A 17,673-nucleotide genomic window follows, 5' to 3' on the forward strand; every position below is an offset into this window, starting at 1 on the left:
CATGCCCGTCAACCCCCTCCATGCCACCTCTGCTTGGCCTCCTGAGGTCGCGATGGGCGGCGTCTGAACTGGCGCGCGCTTAGAAGCTGGGCGGTGGGGCAGATGTTCTGGAGCGCTGCGCGATCAAATCGGCGTTGCCGTTGCCGTTGCCGTTGCCGTTGCCGTTGCGGTTGCCGTTGCCCTTGATCTTGATCTTAGTGCGCGGTAGCTCCAACACCGCCAACCGCGACCTCAGGAGGCCGAGCATAGGCGTTGCGCAGGGAGGTGACGGGCATGGATGCCCGTCAAGCGCTTGGGACCACGATGGTCCCTAAGCGCGGTCCTCCCGGAGCGACGCCGGCGCGAGGGAACCCCTGCGCGCAGCGCAGGGGCCGGATGCGGGAGCAAGCGGTTTTTGCCCCCCTTTTTTCCAAGAAAAAAAGGGGGTTGCCGTAAAGGCGAAAAGGTGACTAAAACCCAATACAAATCAAAGAGATGCAACAAAAAAATAGCAGACACCACCAGCCCCCCTACAACCCCAACCGCCCCCGAACAACCTGCTCCAAGACCCCCCACATCCCCTCATCCAAACTAAACGCCACATTGAACCTCATCCACCCCGTCACCCCCGCATCGACCATGAACAACTGCCCAGGCCCCAACATCACCCCCGCCTCGAGCGCCTCGTCCAACAACGCCGCGCTATCAGGAATCCCCGGATGCCGCGTCCAGATATACATCCCCTCATCCGACTCGGTGAACAGCTCGAACCCCATCCTCTGCAGGCGCCCCCCGACCACTTGGTGCGCTTGCGCCAGGCGCTGGCGCAGACGCTTGAGGTGTTTGCGCCAGCGCCCATCGATCACCGCCGCATACACCACCCGCTCCATCACCTGAGAGGTGGTCAGCCCCGAGCGCATCTTCAACTGCAACAACCTTTGCATCAGTTCCGACTCAGCCACCAGATAGCCGACCCGCACGTTCGGCGAGATGCTCTTGGAATAGCTGCCCACATACACCACCTGCTGCAAGTGGTCGAGGCTGGCCAGGCAAGGCTGCGGATTGGCGATCATGTCCGCATACAAGTTGTTCTCCACCAAGCGCACCCCATGCTGCGACGCCAGTTGCAGTAGACGGTGCAGTTGCGCCAGCGGCGTGCGCGAACAGGTTGGGCTGTGCAGGTGCGGCTGGGTGAAGAACACCGTCGGTCGATGTTCGGCCAGCAGCCGCTGCAGTTGGTCCAGGTCATAGCCGGCCGGCGTGCGCGGCACCCCCACCAGCGTGGCACCCTGAAAGCGCAGGATGCTCATCAGGTTGGGATAGCCCGGGTCGTCGACCAGCACCACGTCACCCGGGCGCACCAGCGTGCGTACCGCCAGGTCCAGTGCCTGACTGGCGCCGTGGGTGAGCATCAGCTGCGCCGGGTTGACCACGATCGACAGCTCCTGCTGCAGATTCTGCGCGGTGAGCGCGCGCAGCTCCGGCAGGCCCATCGGGTCGCCGTAGCCGGACAGCTCCAGCGGACTGCCGGCCACCTGGCGCATGCCCCGGCGCAGGCCGTCTTCATACATCCAGTCGTTGGGTAGCCAGCCGCAACCGGGCTTGAACGGCAACTGGCGGGTTTCGAAGATCTGCTGCAGGTACCATTCCGAGTTGAACGATGGTCGGGTTGCGTCTGCGGTCGGGGTCTGGGCGTCGAGCACCTCGCCGGCCGTGCGACTGACGAAGAAGCCGGCGTTGCCGCGACTGACCAGCAGCCCTTGGGCCACCAAACGGTCGTAGGCTTCGACGACGGTGAAGGTGCTCACCGAGTAGGTCGAGGCGAACGCGCGGATCGACGGCACCTTGGCGCCGGGCTTGAGGGTCTGGTTGTCGATGAGTGCGCGCAGGCCGTCGATGATCTGGTTGACCAGCGGGGTAGGGGCGTCGGGGTGTAGTCGCAGCATGGGGGGGCCTTCAGGGGTGCAGAGCGGCGGGCGCCTGCGCGGTGTCGCAGGTGTATTGCATGGGCGGCCTGTACAGTGCAGTGCGGATTTCATGCCACTGTGCATGGCTCTCTGTGTCGGACATTTTTACATTAGGTGTCAGATATCGCCAGATGTAGCACGTTCAGTACGTCCGAGCGGCCACGTTCGGACGCGTCAGCAGGCCGCCATGGAAGGTCTGCGTGTGTTTCTCACACCTCCTGCCCGCATTAGCGCTGATGTAAAGGTGAGGCCGATAACCATCGGGGTTTCACAGTTTTCCTTGGATAAAAAGAAACACGGGGTACACAACTGATGGACGCAACATCCACATCCTCCACCACCGCGAAAGGCGGGCACGAGAGCCAGCTCAGTGCCTCGCTCAAGTCGCGCCACCTGACGATGATGTCGATCGCCGGGGTGATCGGCGGCGCCTTGTTCGTCGGCTCCGGCAGCGTGATCCACAGCGCCGGTCCAGCGGCTGTCCTGGCGTATCTCGCCGGCGGCATCCTGGTGGTGCTGATCATGCGCATGCTCGGCGAGATGGCGACGTCCTCGCCGGACACCGGCTCGTTCTCCACCTACGCCGACCGCGCCATCGGGCGCTGGGCCGGTTTCACCATCGGATGGCTGTATTGGTGGTACTGGGTCATCCTCATGGCCTGGGAAGCCTACGTGGCGGGCAAGATCCTGCACGGTTTCTTCCCCGGCGTCAGCGTCAACGTGTTCGTGTTGGCGACCACTTTGCTGCTGATCACTGTGAACTTCTTCAACGTCAAGCACTACGGCGAGTTCGAATTCTGGTTCGCCTTGATCAAGGTGGTGGCGATTGTCTGCTTCCTGGTGGTGTGTACCGCGGCGGTGCTGAACATCTGGCAATTCGGTGAGGTGCGCGGGATTACCCACCTGACCGCCGAAGGCTTCATGCCCAACGGCATCACCACGGTGATCGGTGCCTTGCTCGGGGTGATGTTCGCCTTTCTCGGCGCCGAGATCGTCACCATTGCCGCGTCCGAAGCGAAGGACCCGGCCACCCAGATCGTCAAGGCGACCAACTCGGTGGTTTGGCGCGTGTGCCTGTTCTATGTCGGCTCGATCTTCCTGATCGTCTGCCTGGTGCCGTGGAACGACCCGCATTTGGGCGTTTCCGGCTACGGCGCCTACCGTCGCACCCTGGAACTGCTGGGCGTGCCCTATGCCGAACTGCTGATGAACTTCGTGGTGCTGACCTCGGTGAGCAGTTGCCTGATTTCCGGCCACTACACCGCCTCGCGCATGCTGTTCTCGCTGTCCCAGCGCGGCGACGCACCGTCGTTCTTCAAGATCACCCGCGCCGGTACTGGCGTGCCGGTGTACGCGATCATGGGGTCGTGCGTGGTGGCGATTTTCTGCGCACTCATCAACTTCAGCGACACCCTGCGTCCGAAGGATGTCCTGGACACGCTGATGAACACCACGGGCATGATCGCCTTGCTGGTGTACCTGGTGATCGCCTTCTCGCAGTTGCGCATGCGTCGCAAGCTGATTGCCGAAGGCCGCGAGGTACGCCTGAAGATGTGGCTGTTCCCTTGGCTGACCTACCTGGTGATCGCCTTCATCGTGGCCGCACTGGTGACCATGGCGTTCATGGCTGACTACCAGGAAATCGTGCTGTCCACCGGTATTGCCGCGGCCGTCGTGGTGGCCATGGGCGTCGTGCACCAGATCCGCAGCGCCAAGCGTCACTGACGTTTCGCCGCTCGTCACGCGCGGTCGACTCTCCCAGGGTCGGCCGCGTTTTTGTATGTGGCCGCTAGCGGCGCCTGACCACGGTGATCCAGTCGGTGTAGTGGCTGACCGTGATGGGCAGCGCGGCTTCCAGCGACTGCAAGGCCTCGTCGCTGTCGTCCAGCGCCAGATCGTCGGCCACTCGCAGGTCGGCCAGCGAGGCGGCGCTGAACAGCAGCACGCCACGGTGATGTCGAGCCAGGCGTTCGAGCACTTCGTTCAACGCTTGGCCAGTGCCCGGCAGGCGTTCCAGATACCAGGCCGCTTGGGCATCGCCACCATCGGCCTTGATCGGTGTGCTGTGGCCTTGGGCATCGAAGCGCAGGTAATGACTGCGGTTCAGTGACAGGCGCCCATCATTGCCCTGGAATTCGACCCGACCGTCGAGCACGGTCACCTCGCTGCTGTCCTGCAGCCGTTCGACGATCAGCGTGGCGTCCAGTGGCCGTAGGGTGGCGTACGGGGTGACGATGTACAGCGGTCGGGTGTCGCCCCTGGCCGCTTCCAGCAGCAGTTGCCCCTTGAGTAGGTGGATGCGGCGTTGCGTCCTGTCGAACTCCAGATCCACGGCCGAGCCGTTATCCAGGGTCAGCAGGCTGCCGTCTTCCAGTTGCCGGGTCAGGCGGTTCTGGCTATCGGTGGACAGATCCGACACGTCGAAGCCTTGGCCCATCCAGGGCGAGGCGAGCAGCAGCGATGCGCCGACCAGAGCGAGGAGAGCGATGGGCAAGGCAAGGGGTGAGGAGCGCAAGGATTTCATGGTTGGCAGCATGTATGGACTAAGCGGATGACCTTCGCCTTCGCCTGTCAGTTCCAGCCTTCGCAGGCATGATCTGTTTCTGACGAAACGAATCGGTGCGGCACTTACCCCAGACGAGCACCGAAAGGCATATGCTGATACTTCCCCCTGCCCAAGGAGCTGCCCATGGCCTGGTCTGCCACTCAGTATTCGTTGTTCGAAAACGAGCGCACCCGCGCCGTGCGCGACTTGCTTGCGGCGGTGCCGCCGCGCCCGGTCCGTCACGCTACCGACCTGGGCTGTGGCCCCGGCAACTCCACCGAAGTGCTGCTGCAACAGTACGGTGATGCGTTGGTGTTGGCGTTGGACAGTGATCAGGACATGATCGACAAGGCCCGTGAACGTGCCCGTCTGAAGGTGCCCCGGGTACGCTGCGAGGTCGCGGACATCGCGCTTTGGAACGCCGCCGAACCTCAGGACCTGATTCTCGCCAACGCCTCCTTGCAGTGGCTGCCCGAGCATGGCGCGCTGTACCCACACCTGGTGCAACAGCTTTCCGAAGGTGGCAGCCTGGCGGTGCAGACCCCTGACAACCTGGACGAGCCTGCACATCGGCGCATGCGCGAGATTGCCGGCCAAGGACCGTGGAAAGAAAAATTCAGCGACTTCGCCCTGCCGCCACGGCACAGCGCCACGTTCTACTACGACCTGCTCAGCCCGCTGTGCGCACGGGTAGACGTCTGGCGCACCACCTATCACCACCCACTGATCGGTGGCGCCGAAGCGGTGGTGGAGTGGTTCAAGGGCTCGGGTCTGCGGCCTTACCTGGCGCGCCTGGATGAGGACGAACGCGCGGCGTTCCTGCAGTTGTACCTGCAAGCGATGCAGCAGGATTACCCAGCCGCGACCGACGGCAAGGTGCTGCTACCCTTTCCACGATTGTTCGTGGTGGCCACGCGCTAAGTGCGGCGCCGGCGAGCATCAATCCTCGGCATTTTCCTGGACCATCTGCAGGAACGTCGCCACCACCCGGCGCGAGCGCTGCTCATCGAGGCACACCAGGGTTTCGCTCAAGCGCCGATGGCAGTCCTCGATCGGCAGTGCGCACAAGCGGGCATCGGCGCCGAATTCGGCCGCCGACACCACGCCCACGCCAATTCCCGCCACGACCGCTTCGCGCGCGGCTTCGCGGCCTTGCACCTCGATGGCCGTGCGCACGCGCAGGCCGGCGCGCTGCATTTCCTCTTCCAGTACCTGCCGGGTCACCGAGCCGGGTTCGCGCAGCACCAGTGGCGTGTCGTCCAGGTCGGCAAGACGGAGGGCGCCGCGTGTCGTCCAGGGGTGCTGGGCGGAAACGAATGCCACCAGCGGGTCGCTGCGGATCGGCAGGCAGAACAGCCGTTCATCCGTCACCTCGCAGGCGAGCAGCGCCAAGTCGGCCTGGTAGCGAAAGAGCCGGGCCAGCGCCTGGTCGCTGTTGCCCGTTTCGACCTTGACCTGGATGCCCGGATAACGCTGACAGAAGCGTGCGATCTGCGGCAGTACATGCACCGGCGCGTCCACCGCCAGCACCAGGCTGCCGGTGTCCAGGGCGCGTGAGTCCTGCAACAGCTCGACGGCCTCGGCTTCGCAGGCAAATAGCCGTCGAGTGATGCCGAACAGGCGCTCACCCAGGTCGGTCAGCCCCACGGTGCGCTTGTTGCGCTGGAACAGCAGGATGCCGAAGCGTTCTTCCAGCTTGCGTACTTGATCGGAGACGGCAGGCTGGGTCAGGCACAGATACTCGGCGGCACGGGTGAAGTTGTGATGCAGGGCGACGGCGTGGAAGGCTTTGAGCTGAGCATGCGAGACCGACATGGACGTCTCCAACGACAGTAGTGAAAGCTTGGCTTATGACTGACATACGATAAATCGATTTTTCTTATTATTCAGCGCTTGTTTTGATACCGCCCTGTCTTTTGCTTTCGTCTACAAGGAACTCGCGCAATGAGACCGTTCTGGCTGCAGCAGGCGCTGGCGTCACAGTCTGGGTCGCCGTGTCCCCCATTGCAGGGCGATGTCCGCTGCAATGTCTGCATCGTCGGCGGCGGCTACACTGGCCTGTGGACCGCGCTGATGCTCAAGCAGGCCCAGCCGACGCTGGATGTGCTGCTGATCGAGGCGGATATCTGCGGGGCCGGCGCGAGTGGTCGCAATGGCGGCTGTGCGCTGTCGTGGTCAGCCAAGTATTTCACCTTGGAACGGCTGTTCGGTGTGGCCGAGGCGGTGCGTCTGGTGAGCGAGTCCGAGCGCAGCATCGCCGCCATCGGCGCGTTCTGCCAGGCGCACGGCATCGACTGCGATTACCGCCGTGACGGCACGCTGTATACGGCCACTAATGCCGCACAGGTGGGCAGCACCGATGCGGTGATCGCGGCGCTCGAGCGCCAGGGCATCAGCAGCTTCCAGCGTCTGCCGTTGCCGCAGGTGCAGCGCCGCGCCGGCTCGCGCCGGCACCTGGAGGGCTGGTTCTCGCCAGCGGCGGCCACCGTGCAACCGGCGAAGCTGGTGCGCGGGCTGCGCCGGGTGGCGCTGCAGCACGGCGTGCGAATTCATGAAGGCACGGCGATGACGCAGTTGCAGCATGGCTCAGTGGTGGCGGTGCACACGCCTCACGGCACTGTCCGCGCCGATCGCGTGGTGTTGGGGCTCAATGCCGCGATGGCGCGTCAGTTCCGGGCGTTCGAGCGCAGCGTGGCGATCGTTTCCAGCGACATGGTCATCACCGAGCCGTGCGCTGAGCTGCTGCACCAGACCGGACTGGACAGCGGCATCAGCGTGCTCGACTCACGGATTTTCGTACATTACTACCGCACTACCGTCGATGGTCGGCTGATGCTGGGCAAGGGCGGTAATACGTTCGCCTACGGTGGGCGCCTGTCCAAGGTGTTCGACCAGCCTTCGCCGTATCGTGCGCTGCTCCAGCGCACCCTGGGCGAGTTCTTTCCGAGTCTGGCCGAGGTGCCGCTGGCGGCGAGCTGGAACGGTCCATCGGATCGCTCGGTCAGCGGCCTGCCGTTCTTCGGGCGGCTGGACGGGCAGGCCAACGTGTTCTACGGCTTGGGTTACTCCGGCAGCGGTGTCGGACCCTGCCACATGGGCGGTCAGATCCTTTCGTCGCTGGCCTTGGGCCTGGACAATGCCTGGACCCGCTCACCGCTGGTGCGTGGGCCGCTGGGACTGTTTCCGCCAGAGCCCATCCGCTACCTCGGTTCGTTGCTGGTGCGCGAGGCCATCCGCCGCAAGGAGCGCGCCGAAGACCGAGGGCAACGGCCTCGGCGGCTCGATGTCCGCCTGGCCAAGTTCGCGGCCGCGGCGGGGAAGGCCGACAAGGGGTGAGGATTTCTTGTCGAACCGGTCGGCGAGGGCGTATAAACTCTCCCCACTTTTTGGCCGGTCGCTTCCTGAACCGGCCGCGCAAACAAGAGAGTCGAGATGGGCGCACAGTGGAAAGCCAAACATAGAGAAGCCGCCGCCAATGCCAAGGGCAAGATCATGGGCAAGCTGGCCAAGGAAATTCAGATCGCGGCCAAGTCTGGCGCCGACCCGGACATGAACCCGCGCCTGCGCCTGGCCGTGGAGCAGGCGAAAAAGGCGTCGATGACCCGCGAGACCCTGGAGCGCGCGATCCGCAAGGGCGCCGGCCTGGATGGCGATACGGTGCAGTACTCGGCCGTGAGCTACGAGGGCTTCGCACCGCATCAGGTGCCGCTGATCGTCGAGTGCCTGACCGACAACGTCAACCGCACTGTCGCGCAGGTCCGCGTGCTGTTCCGCAAGGGTCAACTGGGCGCCAGCGGCTCGGTGGCGTGGGACTTCAACCACGTCGGTCTGATCGAAGCCACCCCGGTGGGCGACGCCGACCCGGAAATGGCTGCCATCGAAGCCGGTGCCCAGGACTTCGAGGAAGGAGACGAAGAAGGTTCGACCTTGTTCATCACCGACACCACCGACCTGGACGCGGTGCAGAAAGCCCTGCCTGATCACGGCTTCACCGTGACGTCGGCGAAGATCGGCTACACGCCCAAGAACCCGGTGAGCGCGGCCAGCCTGAGCGCCGAGGCCCTGGCCGAGGTCGAGGCGTTCCTGGAAGCGATCGACGAGAATGACGACGTTCAGAACGTGTATGTCGGCCTGACCGACTGATCAGCACCAAACGCCGCTGCCGCCCCTTGGCCAATTCGCTCGCCACGGGGCGGCCAGCGTTTCAGGAAGGCCCGCCATGACCCCCACTTTCGCCTCCCTGAGCCTTGCCCACCTGCGTACCCTCGACTGTCTGCTGCGGTTGAAGAATCTCAGCCATGCCGCCGAACGCCTGGGCTGCAGTCAGCCGGCACTGAGCCGTCAACTGGCCCATCTACGCGACGCCTTCGACGATCCGCTGCTGGTGCGTCAGGGCCGTGGCTACGTACTCAGTGAGCATGCCGAAACCTTGGTCGAGCCGCTGCGTCAGGTACTCGAAGAACTCAGTGCGCTGCGCCAGCCGCCGGTGTTCGATCCCGCCCGGTGCGAGCGTCGGTTCTGTCTGGCTGCATCCGACTACGTGGCCGAGTTTATGCTGCCCGTGTTGGTGGAAGCGCTGGAGCGTGAAGCACCAGGCGTGTCGCTGGAGTACCGCACTTGGCAGGCCGGGGAATACGGGCTATTGGCCAGCGGTGAGGTTGACCTCGCCACCACCCTGTTCGACGAGTCTCCGGCGAACCTGCATGGCCGCCTGCTCGGCGAGGATCAGGCGGTGTGCCTGATGGCCGCCGATCACCCACTGACCGCAGGTGTCGCCGTCAGTCAAGCGGACTATCTGGCCTATCGGCATGTGCGGGTGTCTGGCGGCGGTGACAAGGACAGCTTCATCGATCGCCACTTGCGCACTCAAGGCCTGCAGCGACGCCTGCAATTGCAGGTGCCGTTCTTTGGCGCCATGGTCAAAGTGATCGGACAGGGTCAGGCGCTGGCTACCGTGCCGGAACACATCGCCCGACAACTGTGCCGTCTGCACGGCCTGGCCTGGCGACCGCTGGGTTTCGTCGCCCACAGCCAGCGCTACTGGGTGGTCTGGCACCAGCGCTTGCAGGCGTCTGCCGAGCACCGCTGGTTGCGCAATCGGGTGTTCGAGCTGTGGCGTCAGTCGTCCTTCGGAGTCGAGGGTGGGCATGCGCACGTGCCATAGCAGCTATGCGCGAAGCGGGGTTATTGCTGGGAGGCGGCTGGCCTAGACTGGACCGATTGCTGCGTGTCAGGGGCTGCCCCGACACTTCATCCGCCCAGGAGCCCTCTTGTGACCCCCGAACAATTCCGTCAGCACGGCCACCAGCTCATCGACCTGATCGCCGATTACCGCCAGCGCGTTGGCGAGCATCCGGTGATGGCTCAGGTCGAGCCGGGCTACTTGAAGGCGGCGCTGCCCGAGCAAGCGCCACAACAAGGCGAGCCTTTCGCCGCGATTCTCGACGATGTGCTCCAGCAGGTGATGCCTGGCCTCTCCCATTGGCAGCATCCTGATTTCTACGGCTACTTCCCGTCCAATGGCACGTTGTCGTCGGTACTCGGCGATTTTCTCAGCACCGGTCTAGGCGTCTTGGGCTTGTCCTGGCAATCCAGCCCGGCCTTGAGCGAGCTGGAGGAAGTCACGCTCGACTGGCTGCGCCAGTTGTTGGGCCTGTCGCCCCAGTGGAGTGGGGTGATCCAGGACACCGCCTCGACCAGCACCTTGGTCGCGCTCATCAGTGCCCGTGAACGCAGTAGCGGCTATGCCTTGGCCCGGGGCGGTCTGCAAAGCCAGGACAAACCGTTGATCGTGTACGTCAGTGCCCAGGCCCACAGCTCGGTGGACAAAGCGGCGCTGCTGGCCGGCTTCGGCCGCGACAACATCCGCCAGATCCCGACCGACGAGCACTTCGCGCTGCGTCCCGAGGCGCTGCAAGCGGCCATCGATCAGGACCTGGCTGACGGCAATCAGCCCTGCGCGGTGGTCGCGACTCTCGGCACTACCGCGACCACCGCACTGGACCCGCTGCGGGGCATCGGTGACATCGCCCAGGCGAGGGGCGTATGGCTGCATGTCGATGCGGCGATGGCCGGCTCGGCGATGATCCTGCCGGAGTGCCGCTGGATGTGGGACGGCATCGAGCTGGCTGATTCGCTGGTGGTCAATGCGCACAAATGGCTGGGGGTGGCTTTCGACTGCTCGCTGTATTACGTGCGCGATCCACAGCACCTGATCCGGGTGATGAGTACCAACCCCAGCTACTTGCAGTCGTCGGTGGACGGTGAGGTGAAGAACCTGCGCGACTGGGGCATACCGCTGGGCCGGCGTTTCCGTGCCCTGAAGCTGTGGTTCATGTTGCGCAGCGAAGGGGTCGAGGCGTTGCAGCAGCGCTTGCGCCGCGACCTGGACAACGCCCGCTGGCTGGCCGAGCAGGTCGGCGCCGCGCCAGACTGGGAACTGCTGGCGCCGGTGCGGTTGCAGACCCTATGCCTGCGCCACCGTCCGGCACCGCTGGACGGCGACGCCCTGGACGCGCATACGCGCGGCTGGGCGGACCGGCTCAATGCCTCGGGCAAGGCCTATGTCACCCCCGCGACCCTGGACGGCCGCTGGATGGTACGGGTGTCGGTCGGCGCGTTGCCGACCGAACGGGCGGATGTCGAGCGTCTTTGGGCGAATCTGCAGGCGGTGGTGAAGGCCCCTGTCAGGGGCTGACCACCTCGAAGCTGCTCTTGCGACTGGCATCGTACGCGGCTTTCTCCAAGGGCTTGGCCTGCGGATTACCCAGGTCGTCCATAGCCAGGCGGTAGGTTTCCGGGGCCAAGTAAGCGGCCAGCGCACAGACGCAGGTGATGACGAACGCCAGCCCGCCGACCACTAGCCAGATGTGCGTCGAGCCCGGCGGTGCGACGGCTGCGAACAGCGCCGGGAGCATGGCGGTGAGCATGGTGCCGATGTTCTGCGCGATGGCCATGGCCGAAACCCGGTAGCGGGTTTGGAACAGCTCGGGGTAGAAGCTGGGGAACACCGCGTTGTAACCCTGGTAGACCAGGCCCCACATCAGGATCGAGCCGGCGATGGCCAACGGCACGTTCTGGATGCTGATGGCGTACAGGTAGACGAACGCCAGCAGCCCCGAGCCCAGACATCCGGCGATCATGGTCGGGCGGCGCCCGATACGGTCGGACAGGTTGCCGACGAAGGGAATCACCAGCACCGCGACGACATTGCCCACCACCGGAATCCACAGGTACACGCTCTTGTCGAAGCCGATGCCGTAGGCCGGCTGCACCGCATAGGCCGCGCCGAAGATGGTCGCCACCACCGGGATCACGTTCATCAGTGCCATGAACATCACCAGCACCATGTGCTTCCAGCTGTGGCGGAAGGCCTCGCCGATGGGCGACTTGGCCACCTTGTCCTGGCGTTCTTCCTGAACGAACGCCGGGGTTTCATGCACCTCTTTGCGAATGATGAAGCCGGCAATGAGCACCACGGCGCTCATCAGGAACGGGATGCGCCAGCCCCAATCGTTGAAGGCCTCGCTGGGCATGAAGTAGGCCAGCGGCAGGAACACGGCCGCCGCCATCACCTGGCCGGCCTGCACGCCTTGCAAGGTATAGCTGGCGTAGTAGCCGCGGCGACCGAACGGCGCATGCTCCATGATCATCGAGCTGGCGCCGGAAATTTCTCCGGCCACGGCGAAGCCTTGGATCAGGCGCAGCACCACCAGCAGCGCGGGGGCGAGCAGGCCGATGTCATGGTAGGTGGGCAGCAGGCCCACGGCCATGGTCGACAGCCCCATCAGGAACATGCACAGCAGCAGCACGTTCTTGCGCCCGCGGGTATCGCCCCAGTGCCCGAGCACGAAGGCGCCGACGGGGCGGGCCAGGTAGCCGACGCCATAGGTGGCCAGGGAGGCAATGATGGCCATTTTCGGGTCGGTGGATGGGAAGAAGATCTGCGGGAAGATCAGTGCTGCCGCCTGGGCATAGATGAAAAAGTCGTAGTACTCGAGGGCCGAGCCGATCCAGCCACTGGCGGTGGCTTTCTTGGCCTGGGAAGAATGGGCCATGGTGTCTCCGTTGTTCTTGTCTGTTGTCGGAAGGCAGTCGCCCTCGGGCAGGCATGGGCCCGGATGGCAGCGACGAACGCATGGTTGTCCAGAGATTCAGAGTGAATCAATTGGCGTTGATGGGATCTGTTCGATTACCGAACGCAAACTAACCATTTCGTACAAAGAGCGTTGCCGATGCGACTTTACCTGCGAATAATCGATCCTGCCATCGTCGAGAACAAGCGGGCTCTTCGGTAGACGAACCGGTGCCTGCGCGAACAACAAGGGACTTACCATGCAGCGCTCCATCGCCACCGTATCCTTGAGCGGCACCCTGCCTGAGAAGCTCGAAGCCATTGCTGCCGCTGGCTTCGACGGCGTCGAGATCTTCGAGAACGACCTGCTGCACTATGCCGGGTCCCCACGGGAAATCCGCCAGCTGTGCGCGGACCTGGGCATTGCCATCACCTTGTTTCAACCGTTCCGCGACTTCGAGGGATGCAAGCGCGAGCGCCTGCAGAAAAACCTCGACCGCGCCGAGCGCAAGTTCGACCTGATGCAGGAACTGGGCACCGATCTGGTGCTGGTGTGCAGCAATGTGCAGGCCGATGCCCTGGGCGAGGAACAGGTGCTGGTCGATGACCTGAGGCTACTGGCCGAGCACGCGGGTGCACGCGGCTTGCGCATCGGCTACGAAGGTCTGGCCTGGGGCCGACACGTCAATACCTGGCAACAGGTGTGGAACCTGGTGCGCCAGGCCGATCACCCCGCGTTGGGCGTGATTCTCGACAGCTTCCATACCCTCTCGCTCAAGGGCGATCCGCGCGGCATCCGCGACCTGCCCGGCGACAAGATCTTCTTCGTGCAGATGGCCGATGCGCCGATCCTGGCCATGGATGTGCTGGAGTGGAGCCGACATTTCCGCTGCTTCCCCGGCCAGGGTGAACTGGACCTGGCGGGTTTTCTCGCGCCGATCATTGCCAGTGGCTATCGCGGCCCGCTGTCGCTGGAAATCTTCAACGATGGCTTCCGTGCGGCGCCGACTCGCCAGAATGCCGCTGACGGACTGCGTTCGCTGTTGTATCTGGAGGAAAAGGCACGTCTGCGCCTGGCCGAGCAGGCCCAGGCGGTGGAGCCCGGTATCTTGTTCGCGCCGCCCGCGGCCAGTCGCTACGACGGCGTCGAGTTTCTCGAATTCGCGGTGGACGAGGCGGTCGGTGCGCGTCTGGGCGGTTGGTTGAAACGGCTTGGTTTTGCCGAGGCGGGCCAGCACCGCAGCAAGGCGGTCAGGCTGCTGCGCCAGGGTGACATCAATCTCGTGCTCAACGCCGAACCCTATTCGTTCGGCCACAATTTTTTCGAGGCGCATGGCCCGTCGCTGTGCGCGGCGGCGCTGCGGGTGGACGATGCGCAGGCCGCGCTGCAGCGCGCGGTGGCCTACGGTGGTCAGCCGTTTCGCGGGCTGGTCGGGCCCAACGAGCGTGAGCTCGCTGCCGTGCGCGCGCCCGATGGCAGCCTGATCTACCTGGTCGAGTCTGCCACGGCCGGGCAGAGCATCTATGACAGCGACTTCCGTGTGGACCCACAGGCCAGCGCTACGGGTGGGCTGCAACGCATCGATCACATGGCCCTGGCGCTGCCGGCCGATGCCTTGGACAGCTGGGTGCTGTTCTACAAAAGCCTGTTCGATTTTACGGCCGATGACGAAGTGGTGTTACCCGACCCCTATGGCCTGGTGAAGAGTCGGGCGCTGCGCAGTCCCTGCGGGACGTTGCGTCTGCCGCTGAACATCTCGGAGAACCGCAATACTGCCATCGCCCATGCGCTATCGAGCTATCGCGGCTCGGGCGTACACCATATTGCCTTCGATTGTGCAGACATCTTCGCCGAGGTCACGCGTGCCAAGGACGCCGGGGTGCCGTTGCTGGAAATCCCCCTGAACTACTACGATGACTTGGCGGCGCGCTTCGACTTCGACGACGAATTTCTCAGTGAGCTGGCCTACTACAACGTGTTGTACGACCGCGATGCCCAAGGCGGTGAGTTGTTCCATGTGTACACCGAGCCCTTCGAGGGACGTTTCTTTTTCGAGATCATCCAGCGCAAGGGCGGCTATGCAGGGTATGGCGCGGCGAACGTGGCGGTGCGTCTGGCGGCGCTGGCCAAGCTGCGCGGTAGTGCGACGAAGTAGCCAGATGTGGGGCTTCGCTGCAGCCTTCAGGCGTCGCGGCGAAGCCCTTTGAGCGCCAGGTCAGAACCAGCGGTCGTTGCGTTTACGGCCGCGGGTCAGCGCCGGCAAGATCAGGCCCACCAACAGGCCGGCGCCGGCAATGCTGCCGCCGTACACCATGTAGCGCATCATCACCTGCTTGTTCTCGTCGCCCAGGCGCGCCTGGGTATCGCGCAGCGTCGACTGGGACTGCTCGAGCTGCTCATCCAAGGTTTTGTTGCGCGCTTGCAGCTCGTCGATCAACGCCTTGCGTGAGTCGAGGGTCTCCTGCATGCCTTGCACGCGGGTCTTCCAACTGTCGTCGATGGTCTTGAGCTGACCAGAGAGCTCCGCCACCTGAGCATCGAGCTGGGGTAGGCGCTCATTCTGGCCGGGCACCGCTTGCAGGTCGCTGGTGAGGATCCACACCAGGTCGCCGCTTTGGCCGCGCACCTGGCTGTAGTTGCCCTGGCTGCTGACCAACGTCACCTTCTGTCCGGATTTCAACGTGCCGACGATGCGGTGGCCGTCGGTCGGACCGCTGCGCACGTAGGTGCTGAGGCTGTCACTGACCCAGCGCGCATCGGTGCTGGCCTCTTCGGCATCGGCCAAGGGGGCCGCAACGAGCAGCGAGGCGAACAGCACGGGGAGGGCGAGGGTGGCGCGGCGGAATTCGGGCATGGTGGTCTTCGCAGAAGCAGTAACGGATGAAAAGCCCGGTGAATGGGCCGTGAGCCGATCGGTGGATTGACCGTCAGCCAAAGACCTTTTTTTTGTGGGCTGGTTCACTGCTCAGCGGAGGAAAAGTCTGCGAGGTGTTGCGAGAAATGTATTGCCCACGACATCCTTCGGTGAAGGAAGCCGCAGCGACGAAGCGCCGCTGCGGCAGAGGCAAAATGCCAGGAACTCAGGTCACGACCTGATAGCACGGCACATAGGCCGCACCGCCAGGAAGCTTCATCCGGTGCTGGTCGACGAACGCCTGCAGCAGCTTGCCGAGCGGGTCGAGAATCGCCTGATCACCGCGGATCTGGTAAGGACCATGCTCCTCGATCAGGCGGATGCCCTTGTCCTTGACGTTGCCCGCGACGATGCCGGAGAACGCCCGACGCAGGTTGGCGGCCAGTTCGTGGGGCGGCAGGTCGCGGCGCAGGGCCAGGTCGGCCATGTTCTGGTGGGTGGGGTCGAACGGATGCTGGAAGCCGCCGTCGATCTTCAGCAGCCAGTTGAAGTGGAAGGCGTCGTTGCGCTCGCGGCGGAACTGCTTGACCGCCTTGAGGCCTTCAACCATGTGTCGAGCCACTTCGGCCGGGTCGTCGATGATGATCTGGTAATGACGCTGCGCGGCCTCGCCGAGGGTGGCGCCGAAGAACGCATGCAGTTGCTGCAGGAACGGCTCGGCGCTGCGCGGTCCGGTAAGAATCACCGGGAAGGGCAGGTCGTGGTTGTCCGGGTGCATGAGAATGCCGAGCAGGTACAGGAACTCTTCGGCCGTGCCCGCGCCACCGGGGAAAATGATGATGCCGTGGCCGACACGTACGAACGCCTCCAGGCGTTTTTCAATGTCCGGCAGGATCACCAGTTCGTTGACGATGGGGTTGGGCGCCTCGGCGGCGATGATGCCCGGCTCGGTCAGGCCCAGGTAGCGGCTGCCGGCCATGCGCTGCTTGGCATGTGCGATGGTGGCGCCCTTCATCGGACCTTTCATCACGCCGGGGCCGCAGCCGGTGCAGATGTCGAGCTTGCGCAGGCCCAATTCGTGGCCGACTTTCTTGGTGTACTGGTATTCCTCGGTGCTGATTGAGTGACCGCCCCAGCACACCACCATCTTCGGCTCCACGCCCGGGCGCAAGGTGCGCGCGTTGCGCAGCAGGTGGAAGACATAGTCGGTGATGCCCTGTGAGCTCTCCAGGTCGATGCGCTGGCTGGCCAACTCGCTTTCGGTGTAGACGATGTCGCGCAGCGCGCTGAACAGCATTTCGCGGGTGCTGGCGATCATTTCACCGTCGACGAACGCGTCGGCCGGTGCATTGAGCAGCTCCAGGCGCACGCCTCGGTCCTGCTGGTGAATGCGCACCTCGAAGTCCTTGTAGGCTTCAAGGATGGTCTTGGCGTTGTCGACATGCGCGCCGGTGTTGAGGATGGCCAGGGCGCATTGGCGGAAGAGGGTATAGAGGCTGCCGGTACCGGCCTGACTCAGTTGCTGGACTTCACGTTGCGACAGTGTCTCCAGGCTGCCCTTGGGGCTGACGGAGGCGTTGATGACATTGCGGTGGGGCATCAAAGTCTTTCCTGTGCGGGTAAAACATCCTTCTTTGACACCACCATACCGACAATTGCACCTGGCAACGAGAGGGCCGGCAAAGAATCTGCGGCTGCGCGCTCGACGTGCGCGGGGCTGCTCAGGCCTCGATGGAGGAGTGATGGCCGGTGATCAGCCACTGCGCTTCGATGCGTTCGAAGGTGAACAGGAAGCGGGCAGGCACCACCCGCTGCTCGCCGGCCTGGCGGTAAACGAAGGTGTACAGGCCGCCGACCACCACGGTGCCGAGCTTGCGGCTGACGCGCTTCTTGAACACCTGGATATCGCAGACCAGGCCGTCGTTGGCCAGGAAGTTCTCGAAGTAGTTGCGGCGACTGTCCTGGCAATCGCGTACCTGATTGGACAAGGTCGGCACCAGGATCGCGTCTTCGGCGTAGAGGGCCAGCACCTGGTCGACATCCCGCGTGGCCACGGTCGCGGCCCAGCGATAGAGCGCGGCTTTGGCGCCGGCGAGGCAGGCCATCTCGGTGTCGGCGTAAAGGTCGGTTGGATGGGAGGCGACTGCTGGGTGCTGGGTCATGGTGGGCTCTGGAGTGAGGGTGGGAGGGGAGAAGACGATTGGAAAGCTGATTATTGTTATAATATAACATTTTCAGTTTTGTCAGAACGCT

The 17,673-nt window shown here is 64.1% G+C and carries 15 protein-coding genes; 7 read left to right on the top strand and 8 right to left on the bottom strand.

Translation table 11 applies throughout. The features are described 5' to 3' along the window. Window positions 1–79 precede the first annotated feature (79 nt). Both Q6A47_RS10790 and Q6A47_RS10795 read right to left on the bottom strand, forming a co-directional pair. Window positions 80–247, bottom strand: a complete 168-nt coding sequence (locus tag Q6A47_RS10790; protein WP_304484302.1) for a hypothetical protein — start codon at window positions 245–247, stop codon at window positions 80–82. 262 nt (window positions 248–509) lie between these two features. Continuing rightward, a complete protein-coding gene (locus Q6A47_RS10795; RefSeq protein WP_039577012.1) occupies window positions 510–1,925 on the bottom strand; it encodes an aminotransferase-like domain-containing protein in 1,416 nt (471 codons plus the stop codon). A gap of 333 nt (window positions 1,926–2,258) precedes the next feature. Between Q6A47_RS10795 and Q6A47_RS10800 the strand changes: the two genes are divergently transcribed. Continuing rightward, window positions 2,259–3,671: an amino acid permease gene (locus Q6A47_RS10800; protein WP_039577013.1), complete on the top strand. Its 1,413-nt coding sequence runs from the start codon at window positions 2,259–2,261 to the stop codon at window positions 3,669–3,671. A 64-nt stretch (window positions 3,672–3,735) separates the two neighbouring features. Here Q6A47_RS10800 and Q6A47_RS10805 read toward each other — a convergent pair whose 3' ends face one another. Continuing rightward, window positions 3,736–4,470, bottom strand: coding sequence for a FecR family protein (locus tag Q6A47_RS10805; RefSeq protein ID WP_162889506.1), 735 nt, complete (start codon window positions 4,468–4,470; stop codon window positions 3,736–3,738). A 165-nt stretch (window positions 4,471–4,635) separates the two neighbouring features. Here Q6A47_RS10805 and tam point away from each other — a divergent pair, with 165 nt between their 5' ends. Further along, window positions 4,636–5,412: a trans-aconitate 2-methyltransferase gene (gene tam / locus Q6A47_RS10810; RefSeq protein WP_304484303.1), complete on the top strand. Its 777-nt coding sequence runs from the start codon at window positions 4,636–4,638 to the stop codon at window positions 5,410–5,412. Between the two features lie 18 nt (window positions 5,413–5,430). On the opposite strand, the gene Q6A47_RS10815 is transcribed toward tam, so the two are convergent. Next, window positions 5,431–6,306: a LysR substrate-binding domain-containing protein gene (locus tag Q6A47_RS10815; RefSeq protein ID WP_304484304.1), complete on the bottom strand. Its 876-nt coding sequence runs from the start codon at window positions 6,304–6,306 to the stop codon at window positions 5,431–5,433. Window positions 6,307–6,435: 129 nt separating this feature from the next. Between Q6A47_RS10815 and Q6A47_RS10820 the strand changes: the two genes are divergently transcribed. From Q6A47_RS10820 to Q6A47_RS10835, 4 genes are all read left to right on the top strand, one after another. Continuing rightward, window positions 6,436–7,827, top strand: coding sequence for an FAD-dependent oxidoreductase (locus tag Q6A47_RS10820; protein ID WP_304484305.1), 1,392 nt, complete (start codon window positions 6,436–6,438; stop codon window positions 7,825–7,827). 96 nt (window positions 7,828–7,923) lie between these two features. After that, window positions 7,924–8,634, top strand: coding sequence for a YebC/PmpR family DNA-binding transcriptional regulator (locus Q6A47_RS10825; protein ID WP_039577023.1), 711 nt, complete (start codon window positions 7,924–7,926; stop codon window positions 8,632–8,634). Window positions 8,635–8,710: 76 nt separating this feature from the next. Further along, window positions 8,711–9,655, top strand: a complete 945-nt coding sequence (locus tag Q6A47_RS10830) for a LysR family transcriptional regulator (protein WP_039577025.1) — start codon at window positions 8,711–8,713, stop codon at window positions 9,653–9,655. A 108-nt stretch (window positions 9,656–9,763) separates the two neighbouring features. Then, window positions 9,764–11,188: a DOPA decarboxylase gene (locus Q6A47_RS10835; RefSeq protein WP_304484306.1), complete on the top strand. Its 1,425-nt coding sequence runs from the start codon at window positions 9,764–9,766 to the stop codon at window positions 11,186–11,188. On the opposite strand, the gene Q6A47_RS10840 is transcribed toward Q6A47_RS10835, so the two are convergent. Next, window positions 11,178–12,548, bottom strand: coding sequence for an MFS transporter (locus Q6A47_RS10840; protein ID WP_304484307.1), 1,371 nt, complete (start codon window positions 12,546–12,548; stop codon window positions 11,178–11,180). The two genes, Q6A47_RS10835 and Q6A47_RS10840, sit on opposite strands and share 11 nt — an antisense overlap. 277 nt (window positions 12,549–12,825) lie before the next feature. Between Q6A47_RS10840 and quiC the strand changes: the two genes are divergently transcribed. Beyond that, window positions 12,826–14,721 (top strand): 3-dehydroshikimate dehydratase QuiC, encoded by a 1,896-nt coding sequence (gene quiC, locus Q6A47_RS10845; RefSeq protein WP_116887997.1) that lies wholly within the window; start codon window positions 12,826–12,828, stop codon window positions 14,719–14,721. 60 nt (window positions 14,722–14,781) lie between these two features. Here quiC and Q6A47_RS10850 read toward each other — a convergent pair whose 3' ends face one another. From Q6A47_RS10850 to Q6A47_RS10860, 3 genes are all read right to left on the bottom strand, one after another. Next, window positions 14,782–15,420 (bottom strand): TIGR04211 family SH3 domain-containing protein, encoded by a 639-nt coding sequence (locus tag Q6A47_RS10850; protein ID WP_039577034.1) that lies wholly within the window; start codon window positions 15,418–15,420, stop codon window positions 14,782–14,784. Between the two features lie 226 nt (window positions 15,421–15,646). Further along, window positions 15,647–17,020, bottom strand: coding sequence for a nucleotide 5'-monophosphate nucleosidase PpnN (gene ppnN, locus Q6A47_RS10855; protein ID WP_304484308.1), 1,374 nt, complete (start codon window positions 17,018–17,020; stop codon window positions 15,647–15,649). A 121-nt stretch (window positions 17,021–17,141) separates the two neighbouring features. Beyond that, window positions 17,142–17,582, bottom strand: a complete 441-nt coding sequence (locus tag Q6A47_RS10860; RefSeq protein WP_029614835.1) for a DUF4440 domain-containing protein — start codon at window positions 17,580–17,582, stop codon at window positions 17,142–17,144. Window positions 17,583–17,673 lie beyond the last annotated feature (91 nt).

The organism is Pseudomonas boreofloridensis, from assembly GCF_030580795.1.
GTDB classification, from domain to species: Bacteria; Pseudomonadota; Gammaproteobacteria; order Pseudomonadales; family Pseudomonadaceae; genus Aquipseudomonas; species Aquipseudomonas boreofloridensis.

Bases quoted from the DNA above. Each gene is read 5' to 3' on its own strand.
- Q6A47_RS10790 (WP_304484302.1), bottom strand. From the start codon at position 247: ATGCTCGGCCTCCTGAGGTCGCGGTTGGCGGTGTTGGAGCTACCGCGC.
- Q6A47_RS10795 (WP_039577012.1), bottom strand. From the start codon at position 1,925: ATGCTGCGACTACACCCCGACGCCCCTACCCCGCTGGTCAACCAGATC.
- Q6A47_RS10800 (WP_039577013.1), top strand. From the start codon at position 2,259: ATGGACGCAACATCCACATCCTCCACCACCGCGAAAGGCGGGCACGAG.
- Q6A47_RS10805 (WP_162889506.1), bottom strand. From the start codon at position 4,470: ATGAAATCCTTGCGCTCCTCACCCCTTGCCTTGCCCATCGCTCTCCTC.
- tam (WP_304484303.1), top strand. From the start codon at position 4,636: ATGGCCTGGTCTGCCACTCAGTATTCGTTGTTCGAAAACGAGCGCACC.
- Q6A47_RS10815 (WP_304484304.1), bottom strand. From the start codon at position 6,306: ATGTCGGTCTCGCATGCTCAGCTCAAAGCCTTCCACGCCGTCGCCCTG.
- Q6A47_RS10820 (WP_304484305.1), top strand. From the start codon at position 6,436: ATGAGACCGTTCTGGCTGCAGCAGGCGCTGGCGTCACAGTCTGGGTCG.
- Q6A47_RS10825 (WP_039577023.1), top strand. From the start codon at position 7,924: ATGGGCGCACAGTGGAAAGCCAAACATAGAGAAGCCGCCGCCAATGCC.
- Q6A47_RS10830 (WP_039577025.1), top strand. From the start codon at position 8,711: ATGACCCCCACTTTCGCCTCCCTGAGCCTTGCCCACCTGCGTACCCTC.
- Q6A47_RS10840 (WP_304484307.1), bottom strand. From the start codon at position 12,548: ATGGCCCATTCTTCCCAGGCCAAGAAAGCCACCGCCAGTGGCTGGATC.
- quiC (WP_116887997.1), top strand. From the start codon at position 12,826: ATGCAGCGCTCCATCGCCACCGTATCCTTGAGCGGCACCCTGCCTGAG.
- Q6A47_RS10850 (WP_039577034.1), bottom strand. From the start codon at position 15,420: ATGCCCGAATTCCGCCGCGCCACCCTCGCCCTCCCCGTGCTGTTCGCC.
- ppnN (WP_304484308.1), bottom strand. From the start codon at position 17,020: ATGCCCCACCGCAATGTCATCAACGCCTCCGTCAGCCCCAAGGGCAGC.
- Q6A47_RS10860 (WP_029614835.1), bottom strand. From the start codon at position 17,582: ATGACCCAGCACCCAGCAGTCGCCTCCCATCCAACCGACCTTTACGCC.